Source organism: Geomicrobium sp. JCM 19039 (genome assembly GCF_000698145.1).
Taxonomy (GTDB): domain Bacteria; phylum Bacillota; class Bacilli; order Bacillales; family Marinococcaceae; genus Geomicrobium_A.
In genome coordinates this window covers 54,517-66,205 of record NZ_BAXB01000020.1, presented here as the reverse complement: position 1 = coordinate 66,205, position 11,689 = coordinate 54,517, and the positions used below count along the sequence as shown (strand labels likewise).

Here is an 11,689-nt window from a genome sequence, read left to right as displayed (position 1 = left end):
TAGTTTACACGTTCTGCGCGCAAGTTTGCCTAGTTTAACGATTTTGGCGCTCATTTCGCTAAACTTGCACGCAGTTTGTTCCAACTGGAGCGCAGATTCAATGCCCATAAGCGAGCCCCCTGTCGGCCCCAGCAGGCCGAAGCCAAATCGGACTCGGTTCGGCGCGGCTCGCGCCGACAGCATTTGGGTACTTCAAAGCGGGGATTTTACACGTGACCCGGTAATCTGCTCCCAAGTTTGCTTATTCTGTTACCGAGTTTGGAGAATATATTGCTTTTTCTGCGATTTCCCCAACTTGAGAACCGTTCTGTCCCAACTCGAGCACAGTTTCCACCTTACCAAGCTTCCCATTGGTTCTTGATGAAATTCTTTCGTTCAATTTATATAGATCGTCCAGTATCTGGAAAAAACCAACGTTTTAACGCGATCTAGAACACCGACCTCCTAAAAATCCCCAAATGTTATACAACGAGTAATTTTTGCTCACAAATACCTTCGCAACCTTGGTTGAACTCGTATGTACACGCAACTTTTTTCGTATACTTGGGTGCCAGAAGTACCGGCTAGCATGGCTCGATAGGGAAACGAGCGTGACGCGCTGTGCAATTCTTATTACGTGAATATATAGTATAAGATTTTCTACATGAGAGGGTAATTTATCTTGTATAAATGGCATTGCTTCTTTGCTTCTAGCCTACATTCATATAGAAAAGCCCAGCCACTGGCTGAGCTTTTTGTTTAGATTCCTGATTCTGCTTTTAGCTGATCTGCTTTGTCAGTACGTTCCCACGGAAGGTCAACGTCTGTTCTTCCGAAATGACCGTATGCAGCTGTTTGCTTGTAGATCGGTGTTCTCAAATCGAGCATGCGAATGAGGCCTGCAGGTCGCAAGTCAAAGTGACGGTCAACGAGTTCGAGTAAAACGCTCTCCGACACCTTTCCGGTACCAAATGTATTAATGGAGATGGATACAGGTTTGGCAACGCCAATTGCGTACGCGAGTTGTACTTCACATTTGTCGGCAAGTCCAGCGGCAACGAGGTTCTTTGCGACATACCGCGCGGCATAAGACCCGGAACGATCCACTTTTGTTGGATCTTTACCAGAAAAAGCACCACCACCGTGACGAGCAAAACCACCATACGTATCGACAATAATCTTTCGTCCAGTTAGGCCTGCATCACCTTGAGGACCACCGATGACAAACCGCCCTGTCGGATTAGTAAAGTATTTTGTTTCGCTGTCGATCCACTTTTCCGGTACAACCGGACCGATGACTTCTGCTTTAACATCCTTTTCAATTTGCTCGAGGGTCACTTCAGGATGATGCTGGGTCGAAATAACGATCGTATCAACGCGTACTGGTTCATGATTGTCGTCGTATTCGATCGTCACTTGTGTTTTTCCGTCTGGGCGCAAGTAATCTAAGACGCCATCTTTTCGTACTTTCGTTAGTTGTCTTGCAAGACGGTGAGAAAGCGAAATCGGCATCGGCATATACTCTGGAGTTTCATTATCTGCATACCCAAACATTAATCCTTGATCTCCCGCACCAATTTCATCAATTTCTTTGTCGGTCATAACGCCTTCGCGTGCTTCTAACGCTGCATTAACACCTTGAGCGATGTCAGGGGATTGTTCATCAATGGCAGTAATAATTGCACAAGTCTCTGCGTCTAGACCGTATTTTGCCCTCGTATAGCCAATTTCACTCAACGTTTCTCGTACGATTTTCTGAATATCCACGTATGTGGTCGTCGTAATTTCTCCTGTCACAAGAATAAGTCCCGTATTCGCTACAGTTTCACATGCAACCCGGGCATTCGGATCATGGGTGAGAATTTCATCCAAGATTGCATCAGAAACTTGATCACATATCTTATCTGGATGCCCTTCTGTCACTGATTCAGATGTAAAAAGCCTCCGGCCATTTGCTTCCATATTTGTTTCCTCCTCAAACAATTCCTACTTACTCTATATGTGTAGATCCTCAATTCGTGCCGTTTGAACATGAAAAAGCCCCTTCACCTGTGAGGGAAGGAGCATTGCGTTTCACCTTTCGCCTCTTATCTTGCAGAACACAGAGTTGTGTTTTGCCAGGTTGGCACCATTCCTGCACTCGGCAAGTGGTTGCTGGGTTTCATCGGGCCTGTCCCTCCACCTTCTCCTGATAAAAGCCTACTTGAATAATATAAAGGTTATATAGAAGAATTGCAAACGAGATGGCTTCTTTTATTGTGTTATACCGTTTATATGCATTTAGCTAATTTTACAAAGTCCATCCTTACATGTACTGCCAATCATCGGTCGATTCGCTGCAATTTTCTCATACAGCTTTTTGCCGATTGGTCGTATTGGGTTTTTGGAGCCAAAGAATAACGGCATGCGAAGCAGCGGGTGAAAGCGTAAAAGCCGAATAACACCGTCATACCCTCCGTACACATACGTATCGTCAACGAGGACGTACATCTCTCGTTCAAAATCGACGTATCGTGCAAAAGAATAGTGTTTTTCCAAATTTTCTTCACGTGTAGACACCCATTTCACTTGGCGAAATGTGGCATATTTTTGCAACTTCTCCTTCGTGTTTTGACAAAGTGAACAATGGCTATCATAAAATACAACACATGCTTTCATCCAAAATCGCCCCTATCTTGTTTTTTTACACAATAATCATGGCACATTTGTGAAATCGAAAAATAGTATAGACTATAAGTTAAAATGTGTTATACTAATTTCAAATTCACACTTTCGTATCGTGAACAATGTGAGAAAGGATTTTGCCAATATGAGTACCGTATCTTTTGAATCTGCCTCCAACATTTATTAAGTGGGGAACACGTTGAACAGGACCTTCCTGAGTCCAGATTAGTAGAAAGAGCGCTCTCACGCAACGAAGGTGTGCTAACGAAGTCTGGAGCGTTTGCAGCAACCACTGGTTTGTATACGGGTCGATCCCCGAAAGACAAATTTATCGTTGATGAACCGACTATACATGAAGACATTGATTGGGGTGTCGTGAATACCCCTGTAGAAAAAGATGTATTCTCCTCTTTATATCGTAAAGTTGTTCACTATTTAGGGCAACAAGAATCGTTATTTGTGACACACGGTTATGCCGGAAAAGATAAAGATTATCGTCTGCCGCTACGTGTGATTAACGAGTTTGCGTGGCATAATTTGTTTGCCCGTCAATTGTTTATTCGTCCTGAAGAAGGAGAAACGCCAGCGGAGGAAGACAGCGGTTTTACGATCGTATCTGCTCCTGGGTATAAAGCAGATCCAACCGAAGACGGAACACGTTCTGAAGCGTTCGTTCACATTTCATTTGAAGAGCGCATTGTCCTCATTGGCGGAACAGAATATGCCGGTGAGATGAAGAAGTCCATTTTCTCGATAATGAACTTCTTGTTACCTGCTCAAGATGTATTGCCGATGCACTGTTCTGCAAACACCGGTAAAGAAGGCGACGTTGCATTATTTTTCGGATTATCTGGCACAGGAAAAACGACGCTATCCGCAGACCGTACGCGTTTTCTTATCGGTGACGATGAGCACGGTTGGTCAGAAAACGGTGTGTTTAATATCGAAGGAGGTTGCTACGCGAAAACGATCAACCTCTCAAAGGATAAAGAACCTGACATTTATGACGCCATTCGTTTCGGGGCTGTTCTCGAAAACGTCGTCTTAGATGATGAAAGTCGTAAACCAGACTATGACGATGGATATTACACGGAGAATACAAGAGCTGCTTACCCGTTGGAACACATCCAGAACATGCTTCCACAAAGTATGGCAGGTCACCCAAATACAATCGTATTTTTAACAGCTGATGCTTTTGGGGTTCTTCCTCCAATTAGTAAACTTACAAAAGAGCAAGCGATGTACCATTTCTTAAGTGGATATACGAGCAAGCTAGCAGGTACAGAGCGTGGCGTTACAGAACCTGAAGCGACTTTCTCAAGCTGTTTCGGGGCACCATTCTTACCACGACATGCTTCTGTTTATGCGGAAATGCTCGGTGAGAAGATTGATCAGCATGATGTGAATGTATTTCTCGTTAACACTGGCTGGAATGCTGGTGGCTATGGAGTGAGCGAGCGCATTCCACTTAGCTTCACAAGAGCGATGGTGCAAGCTGCGCTTGAAGGGGAGCTTGACCACGTTGATACGACTGCTGATCCGTTTTTCGGATTGCATATTCCTACACGTGTACCTGGTGTACCGGATGAAGTGTTGCAACCAAAATCTACATGGAACGACCCAGCAGCATATGACGAAAAGGCAAAAGAGCTGGCTCGCAAGTTTAAAGAGAATTTTGCACGCTTCTCTCACGTGTCTGATGACATTCGAAAAGCAGGCCCAACATTTGAATCATAAATAATTACTGTACAGCTGTTTAAATCCGTCTAGTGATGGGTTTGAACAGCTTTTTTATGCTTAAAAATCCCGAGATGTTTTCTCAGATAAACAAACACCCGTCTATACAATCCGCATATGATAGGTGTATTGAAACATTTTGGAGGAGAAGATCATATGAAAAGAACATATCGACGACTCGTTGCTCCGGTTTTAGCGGTGCTGCTTCTTAGTGCTTGTAGCACGGACTCAGAAACAGAAACGGTAGAAGTTGCAGAAGTGACTCGTTCGATTTTTTATGCGCCGCTATACGTAGGGGTTGAGGAAGGCTTCTTTGCCGATGAAGGCTTAGATATTAACATTACAACAACGTGGGGCGGCGACACAACGATGACGACGTTGCTAGCAGACAGTGCGGATGTCGCTTTAGTTGGTTCTGAAACATCCATTTATGTGCACGCTCAAAACCCAAGTGACAGCGTCGTCAACTTCGGGGCCTTAACACAAACAGATGGAACCTTTTTAGTATCAAGAGAACCGATTGAAAACTTCACATTTGAAGACTTACGTGGCAAGGAATACCTCGGTCAGCGGGCCGGAGGCATGCCACAGATGGCCGGAGAATACGCACTTGCACAAAATGGCATTGATGTTGATGAAGACGTAACCCTTGATCAAAGCATTGATTTTGCCAATATTGCAGGTGCATTTGCTTCAGGGTCTGGAGATTTTGTTCAACTCTTTGAACCGCAAGCGACAGAGTTTGAGGAAGAAGGGTTAGGTTATGTCGTCGCTAGCTTTGGGGAAGAATCAGGGATTTTACCGTACACAAGTTTTATTACGAAAGAAAGTACGATTGAAAATAATGAAGAGATGCTCGTGAAATTCAACCGTGCACTTTATAAAGCACAGCAGTTCGTTCAAGAGGAAGATGTTGAAACAATTGCAACTTCCATTGCTCCTTATTTTGATGAAACATCTGAACAATTGATTGCTCAAGTCATCGAAAGGTACCGCAACCAAGACTCCTATGCAAAAGATCCGTATATTGATGAAGACGGGTGGGAGCACTTACAAAATATTATGGACGATTCTGGGGAGCTTCCAGAGCGATTTGATTACGAAGAGCTCGTCAATCGTTCCATTACGGATCAAGCATTAGAGTAATCGTTTAGTTCAGGGCTTCTGAAGCGGTTCAGGAGCCCTCTTCAATGTTCAATTCCCCTCTATAGATGATTAAAGGAGGTAGATCCGTGGCACGATTGCAATTGCAAAACATCGAGAAATATTTCTTTACCGGATCTGATATTGTTGAAGCGATTCGTAATGTAAATTTGGAAGTTGACGATGGTGAATTCGTTTCCATCATCGGTCCGAGTGGTTGTGGGAAAACAACAATACTATCTATGGTTGCGGGTTTAACGACACCGTCAAGCGGCGATGTCAAATTAGACGGGGCAAAAGTGACCTCTCAGACAACCAACATTGGTTATATGCTTCAACAAGATTATCTTTTTCCGTGGCTAACGATTGGCGACAATATTAACATCGGTCTTGATATTACCCGAACGAAAACGAAGGAAAATGAGGATTATGCAAAGGACCTGTTAGATCAAATGGGGCTCCTTCGCCACATTGATCAGATGCCTTCTGAACTCTCTGGCGGCATGAGGCAACGTGCTGCTCTCGTCCGCACGCTTGCAGCAAAACCTTCCCTCTTATTACTTGATGAACCTTCTCTGCTCTTGACTATCAAACAAAATTATATTTAGAAGATCTGATTCACGAAACGCTTAAAGCAAGAAAGAAAACAACCGTGCTTGTCACACATGACATTAGTGAAGCAATTGCGATGAGCGATCGCGTCATCTTATTAAGTCACCGTCCTTCTGTCGTTCAAGAAGTGTTTATCATTCCAACTGAATTGCGGTCTTTAACGCCATTGGAAGCGAGAAATCATAGCGAGTTCCAATGGTGGTTCCAGACGATTTGGAAGGAGTTAGAATCCCTTGAAACCACAAATTAAAGAACAATACGAAAAGCATGTAAAAGCCAAGCGATTAGAAAAGTGGAAAATTCGAGGGACCCAACTTTTTATCTTGATCAGCTTCTTCGTTCTATGGGAAGTTGCGAGCCGAATGCAATGGATTGACCCTTTATTGTTTAGCTCCCCTTCCAACGTATTTGAATTATTTGTAAGTATGTTGACAAGTGGTACACTACATGTCCATATAGGCGTCACGCTTCTGGAGACGATTCTTGGATTTATCATTGGAACGATCGGTGGAATTGTTATTGCCGCTAGTTTATGGTGGTCTCCTTTTCTTTCTCGTGTGCTTGACCCTTATCTCGTCATTTTAAATGCGATGCCTAAAGTCGCGCTTGGACCCATTCTCATCGTCAGCTTTGGACCGAATATGAGTTCCGTAATCGCTATGGGGGTTCTCATTTCCATTATCGTCACAACACTCGTCATCTACAATGCGTTTAGAGAGACAGACCCAAATTTTGTAAAAGTCGTCGATACGTTTGGAGCTAAGCGTTCCCAACGTTTCCGCTACGTTATTCTTCCAGCATCCTATCCGGCAATGGTTTCCGCATTAAAAGTCAACGTCGGTTTAGCATGGGTCGGAGTCATTGTTGGGGAATATCTCGTTTCAAACCAAGGCCTTGGCTATATGATTATTTACGGATTCCAAGTGTTTAACTTTAACATGGTGATGCTCAGCCTTGTACTCGTAGCTATACTCGCGACGCTTATGTATCAAGGGGTTGCAATCATTGAGCGATCCATGAACAAGAAGCGTAGACAATAGCATTTTATCAAAATGACAGGATTAAAGAGGAGACACTGTGCCGGTTTTGACGGTACAGTGTCTCTTCTTTAAGAACGAGTTACGTGCAGATGGAAGCTTGTCTCCGTGATTAAAGGAGCGAATTGTCACAAATAGCTGGGTAAGTGACCGTTCAGGTAGAAATACCGGCGTTTGGGGACGGAAAATGTCTCATAAAGATTCCGACTGGTCACAATTCAAAATTTACGAGGCATCTCGGGCTATGTATTGCCCGAGATGCCTGCTCGATTGTCCTATAAAAAGCCAGAGAGGGTAACCTCCCTCTCTGGCCAAACGAGTGATTCGCTTTCCTTCGTTTGTCTAGCCCATAAAAACCAGGTGGTTAACGAGGAAACGCGGTCAATCCTTCCTTAAATGTGCGTATCAACCTCAAACTCCACTTTTGTCGTCGTTAAGAACTCCTTTAATCACGACGCGAAACCACGAACTATGCGCGTTCGCATTTTTGTCGTTCTCTTTCATCCCATTCTTCATCCGTTAATGGATAAGTGCGTGTAACCTTAAACGATAAGAGAAGAGCGGCTACAGTGAGAAGAGCAACGACGCCTGTCGCCATTATTGCACCTAAAATATCTGGGTCGAACGTGCTTCCTTGTTGATCTGCTACAACGGCTGTAGTCGTCATCGTTGTGACGAGCATCGCTGTTCCAATTGAAGCCGCCATTTGACGGACGGTGTTGCTTACTGCTGCACCGTGAGGGATAAGTTTAGGCGGCAGCTGATTCAACCCTGCCGTATTGACAGGCATCATCACCATCGAAAACCCAAACATCCGAATTGCAAACATGACGGAAATGTAAACGAGCGTCGTCGTTTGGTCAATAAACATTAAACCAACTGTGGACACACTCATGAGAATGAGCCCAGGTACGGCAAGTGCTTTCGCTCCAATTCGGTCAAAAATCCGACCGGTAATCGGGGCCATCAATCCGGCAATGAGCGCCCCGGGTAAAATGACAAGCCCTGCTCCATCGCTGTAAACCCGCGCATATTTTGCAAATAAAGTGGAATAATCGTTTCTAAACCAATTAATCCGAGAAAACCAATCGCAGCGATAATTGATGAGATCGTAAATATGCGAAGTTTGAATACACGTAATTCTAGCATCGGTTGTTTCATCGTTAGTTGTCTGTGCACAAACAGCAACAAGGACGCTAGTCCGACAAACAGAACGAGAAGTGTTACGGGATCTGCCATCCTTGGTTACCAGCGCTCGTAAAGCCGTACAACAAACCTCCAAAACCGAATGTGGATAAAATTATGGACAGCACATCCACTGAACGCTCTCGTTGTTCTGTCACATTTCTCATCGCAAAAAAGGCAACGATAATCATTACAATTGTGAGTGGTACAATTCCCCAAAATAAAAAGCGCCATTCATAATTCGACGTTACCCAACCTGAAAGTGTCGGTCCAATAGCTGGGGCAAAAGAAATGACTAAACCGATGTACCCATTGCAGTTCCCCGTTTTTCGACTGGGAAAATTAACAGAAAAACGGTTTGCATGAGGGGAAGCATCACACCTGCACCGATGGATTGAATGACTCTTGCTGTAATGAGTGTCGGGAAATTTGTCGCTAACCCACCAAAAATTGTGCCGACTAAAAATACGAGCATCGCAGTTAAAAATAGTTGGCGTGTTGTAAATTTTTCAATTAAAAACGCAGTAATCGGAATCATAATTCCATTGATCAGCATAAAGATTGTTGTTAGCCATTGCGCTGTATTTGCGGTAATTCCCATTTCATCCATGATCGGTGGGATCGCTGTAATCATTAACGTTTGATTTAATACAGCTACAAATGACCCTGCAATTAACAAAGAGGCGATTAACACTTTACTATATGGTTCGTTTTGCTTCATGTAGGACTCCCTATTTGAATCTACCATTTTATCTTAGACTAATAGAAGATTATACGCCGAATCAAAACCTTCGGCAAACGAAAGAGTTCAGATTCACAAAAAAGAGCATTTGAACAACTATACATTCAAACGCTCCATCGAGAGCTGCAAAACATCATCTTTCATGACGAAGCTATACGCCGAATCTTGCTTAATTCTTACTGGCAATTGTTTACGTAAGACCGGACCTTTCGTTTCAAAGTAGTTGGCTTGCCTTTCAAGCGTTGCTACTTCTGCAAAGTAAATATTTTTTATGACGGTTTCTGCCTTTGCCTGTACTTCATATTGCCCGACGTATTCAAGGGAGTGGATTCGAGCACCCGTCTCTTCCCACACTTCTCGCACGGCTGCCATCTCCGGATTTTCTCCAGGTTCCACTTTCCCACCAGGGAATTCGAGCCCTCGGTCTTTATGTTGAGTGAGTAGCCACTCTTTTTTGAGCCGGCAGATGACCCAGACGTGTTTTGGGTCTGTCGAGAAGACTTCCCGTTCAAACGACAGACGAACATGATTCCCATAATAATCGCGGAACTTATGCATAATCGAAATCCTTTTTTCTTATAGTGTATGACGAAAAGACCGATCTCATGTTGGATCGGCCCGTCTTACTTATTCACTAAGCGGTGAACCTTTTTCTCTATACTGTTCATAAAGAGAGCGTGCCATCTGTTGTGACCAGTTGGCGTTGTCTGCTTTTCGGTTCTTGAATTCTTCAATCAACTGATCTCCAGTGTAGCCATCGGCAATGAGCGAATCCAAAATGTAATTGAATACATCTTCTTTTTTCATCGCCATCTTACTGTCAATTAAATAAGAATATGTGGACTCTAGCTCTCTCCCAGAGCGAATGCGACCGACCATCGTCGCCGGGTCATTGTTCTCATGGGAAATAATGACTTCCATCATGACATCGGTTTCTTGTTCTTTGAGTGGGTCGAATACTTTCTTCGCATCGGCATCAACGACGACTTCAAGAAGCCACCAACCGCCCTCTTCACGGTTAATGACAAGTCCCTCATGCAATTCAATTTTCTCATGACCAGGCTCTGTATCTTTTTCTAGTAGTAATCGCAATCCCTTTAGTCTAAACGTCTTCATTTATTCATCACATCCATGAATTCATTGAGTGAGATCGCTGATTGTTTCGCTTATTTTCTTCTTCTTGAAGCCAGATCAGGAAACGTTCTTCCTGGTCGGTCAGCGGACGCTCCAATGCTTGCTTGAATTCTTCAATCAAATCCATTCAGACATTCCCCTTTTCGCCCTTTTGGAAAATCGTCTATACATGTCTATTACATAGGTTCGATAAACATGTACATTTTCCTTTAAATTTTGCAGTAAAAAATGGGTATGCCAGACTATACGAGTTGCTCATACGCTTTTTGTAGCCGATCTAGTCCTTCTTTCACATGACTTCTTGGGCAACCGAGATTCATTCTTGCAAATCCAGACCCTGGTTTCCCAAATGTATGACCATCATTCAATGCAAGTCTAGCATCTTGTCGTAGCCATTGCTCCAGATCTTTCTCCTCAAAATTCAAGGCTCTAAAGTCTAACCAAAGGAGGTACGTTGATTCAGGGTCCATGTAGCGGATTTTTGGCATCTGTTCATCTAAACGTTGTTTCACGTAGTCCACATTGCTTTGAACATAAGCAAGCATATCTTCGAGCCAAGGCTCCCCCTCACGGTACGCAGCTTCGGCTGCTGCCGATGCAAATGGACTGCCAATGCCACTGAACGTTTGTTTCATCTGCAATTCAAGCTTTCTCTGCAACTCATCATCGTTAGAAATCACATAAGAAAGTTGCAATGCAGCGAGATTAAACGTCTTACTTGGAGCCATACATGTGGCTACTTGAACGTCTTCTGCTCCAGCTATGGACGCCAACGGGACATGCTTACCGTGCAAAATTACGTCGGAATGAATCTCATCGGATACGAGAGTTACATTATACTTCTTACACAGTTCAAGCAGTTCTACAAGCTCATCCTGTTTCCACATCCGACCGCTCGGATTATGGGGGTTACATAAGATGAGCATTTTTGCACCGTTTTTCATGTGGGTTTCAAGATCATCCATGTCCATCTGATACGAACCAGAATCTTCCAATAAGAAGTTTTCTAGCAACTCGCGTTTATTCACATTCACTAATGAAAAGAACGGGTAATACACCGGCGGTTGAATGATAATCTTGTCGCCTTCATTCGTGAGTGCTTGAATGAGGTGATGAATTGCCGGTACAACCCCGGGCGTAAATGTTATCTGTTTCGTCTCTACTTGCCAATCGAAGCGCTTAAGCATCCATTCAGAAATCGCTTCTCTTAATGATTCTGGCGGGAGGTGGTAGCCAAACACCCCGTGTTCAGTCACTCTATGGAGAGCGTCCAGCACAGGCTGGGGCGCTTTAAAGTCCATATCAGCGACCCACATTGGCCAGACATCATCGGATTTATATATCGTTTTTACCGCATCCCATTTCATTGAATTTGTCTGATTTCGCTCAATGATCTCGTCAAAATTCATCGTCCTCAACCCCTTGTGTTTATCACTTGTCTCTATATTCTACTCCA

General features: G+C 43.8%; 11 protein-coding genes, 2 pseudogenes and 1 riboswitch. Of the genes and pseudogenes, 4 read left to right on the top strand and 9 right to left on the bottom strand.

The annotated features are described in order from the left end of the window. Positions 1 to 738 precede the first annotated feature (738 nt). A complete protein-coding gene (metK, locus tag JCM19039_RS16515) occupies positions 739 to 1,941 on the bottom strand; it encodes a methionine adenosyltransferase (RefSeq protein ID WP_042429273.1) in 1,203 nt (400 codons plus the stop codon). 122 nt (positions 1,942 to 2,063) lie between these two features. Further along, positions 2,064 to 2,177: riboswitch (SAM riboswitch) on the bottom strand. An 82-nt stretch (positions 2,178 to 2,259) separates the two neighbouring features. Further along, complete coding sequence (locus JCM19039_RS16510; RefSeq protein ID WP_042429270.1) at positions 2,260 to 2,637, bottom strand: thiol-disulfide oxidoreductase DCC family protein; 378 nt, start codon at positions 2,635 to 2,637, stop codon at positions 2,260 to 2,262. 171 nt (positions 2,638 to 2,808) lie between these two features. Between JCM19039_RS16510 and pckA the strand changes: the two genes are divergently transcribed. From pckA to JCM19039_RS16490, 4 genes and pseudogenes are all read left to right on the top strand, one after another. Further along, entirely contained in the window at positions 2,809 to 4,380 is a 1,572-nt protein-coding gene (gene pckA, locus JCM19039_RS16505; RefSeq protein ID WP_042429267.1) for a phosphoenolpyruvate carboxykinase (ATP), read from the top strand. A gap of 156 nt (positions 4,381 to 4,536) precedes the next feature. Beyond that, complete coding sequence (locus JCM19039_RS16500; RefSeq protein WP_042429264.1) at positions 4,537 to 5,526, top strand: ABC transporter substrate-binding protein; 990 nt, start codon at positions 4,537 to 4,539, stop codon at positions 5,524 to 5,526. An 86-nt stretch (positions 5,527 to 5,612) separates the two neighbouring features. Further along, positions 5,613 to 6,385, top strand: a pseudogene (locus tag JCM19039_RS16495) (ABC transporter ATP-binding protein). After that, positions 6,369 to 7,175 (top strand): ABC transporter permease, encoded by an 807-nt coding sequence (locus tag JCM19039_RS16490; RefSeq protein WP_042429261.1) that lies wholly within the window; start codon positions 6,369 to 6,371, stop codon positions 7,173 to 7,175. The pseudogene JCM19039_RS16495 and the gene JCM19039_RS16490 overlap by 17 nt, the downstream one beginning before the upstream one ends. Positions 7,176 to 7,641: 466 nt before the next feature. On the opposite strand, the gene JCM19039_RS28125 is transcribed toward JCM19039_RS16490, so the two are convergent. The 7 genes and pseudogenes from JCM19039_RS28125 to JCM19039_RS16470 form a co-directional block, all read right to left on the bottom strand. Continuing rightward, positions 7,642 to 8,139: an MFS transporter gene (locus JCM19039_RS28125; protein WP_373975913.1), complete on the bottom strand. Its 498-nt coding sequence runs from the start codon at positions 8,137 to 8,139 to the stop codon at positions 7,642 to 7,644. After that, positions 8,139 to 8,411: a hypothetical protein gene (locus tag JCM19039_RS28120; RefSeq protein WP_373975908.1), complete on the bottom strand. Its 273-nt coding sequence runs from the start codon at positions 8,409 to 8,411 to the stop codon at positions 8,139 to 8,141. The genes JCM19039_RS28125 and JCM19039_RS28120 overlap by 1 nt, the downstream gene beginning before the upstream one ends. Continuing rightward, positions 8,396 to 8,991 (bottom strand): annotated as a pseudogene (locus JCM19039_RS28115) (MFS transporter). The gene JCM19039_RS28120 and the pseudogene JCM19039_RS28115 overlap by 16 nt, the downstream one beginning before the upstream one ends. Before the next feature lie 204 nt (positions 8,992 to 9,195). Next, entirely contained in the window at positions 9,196 to 9,657 is a 462-nt protein-coding gene (gene ytkD / locus JCM19039_RS16480; protein WP_042429259.1) for an RNA deprotection pyrophosphohydrolase, read from the bottom strand. Positions 9,658 to 9,726: 69 nt separating this feature from the next. Next, a complete protein-coding gene (locus JCM19039_RS16475) occupies positions 9,727 to 10,215 on the bottom strand; it encodes a YwpF family protein (RefSeq protein ID WP_042429257.1) in 489 nt (162 codons plus the stop codon). A 7-nt stretch (positions 10,216 to 10,222) separates the two neighbouring features. Next, the gene (locus JCM19039_RS24545; protein ID WP_193744271.1) at positions 10,223 to 10,360 is read right to left on the bottom strand and encodes a hypothetical protein; all 138 of its coding nucleotides are present in this window, start codon (positions 10,358 to 10,360) and stop codon (positions 10,223 to 10,225) included. A 115-nt stretch (positions 10,361 to 10,475) separates the two neighbouring features. Then, the gene (locus tag JCM19039_RS16470) at positions 10,476 to 11,642 is read right to left on the bottom strand and encodes a MalY/PatB family protein (protein ID WP_042429254.1); all 1,167 of its coding nucleotides are present in this window, start codon (positions 11,640 to 11,642) and stop codon (positions 10,476 to 10,478) included. Positions 11,643 to 11,689 lie beyond the last annotated feature (47 nt).

Coding starts and splice junctions, on each gene's coding strand:
- JCM19039_RS16500 (WP_042429264.1), top strand. CDS start 4,537: ATGAAAAGAACATATCGACGACTCGTTGCTCCGGTTTTAGCGGTGCTG.
- JCM19039_RS16510 (WP_042429270.1), bottom strand. CDS start 2,637: ATGAAAGCATGTGTTGTATTTTATGATAGCCATTGTTCACTTTGTCAA.
- JCM19039_RS28125 (WP_373975913.1), bottom strand. CDS start 8,139: ATGGCCCCGATTACCGGTCGGATTTTTGACCGAATTGGAGCGAAAGCA.
- JCM19039_RS16470 (WP_042429254.1), bottom strand. CDS start 11,642: ATGAATTTTGACGAGATCATTGAGCGAAATCAGACAAATTCAATGAAA.
- JCM19039_RS28120 (WP_373975908.1), bottom strand. CDS start 8,411: ATGGCAGATCCCGTAACACTTCTCGTTCTGTTTGTCGGACTAGCGTCC.
- JCM19039_RS24545 (WP_193744271.1), bottom strand. CDS start 10,360: ATGGATTTGATTGAAGAATTCAAGCAAGCATTGGAGCGTCCGCTGACC.
- metK (WP_042429273.1), bottom strand. CDS start 1,941: ATGGAAGCAAATGGCCGGAGGCTTTTTACATCTGAATCAGTGACAGAA.
- ytkD (WP_042429259.1), bottom strand. CDS start 9,657: ATGCATAAGTTCCGCGATTATTATGGGAATCATGTTCGTCTGTCGTTT.
- JCM19039_RS16475 (WP_042429257.1), bottom strand. CDS start 10,215: ATGAAGACGTTTAGACTAAAGGGATTGCGATTACTACTAGAAAAAGAT.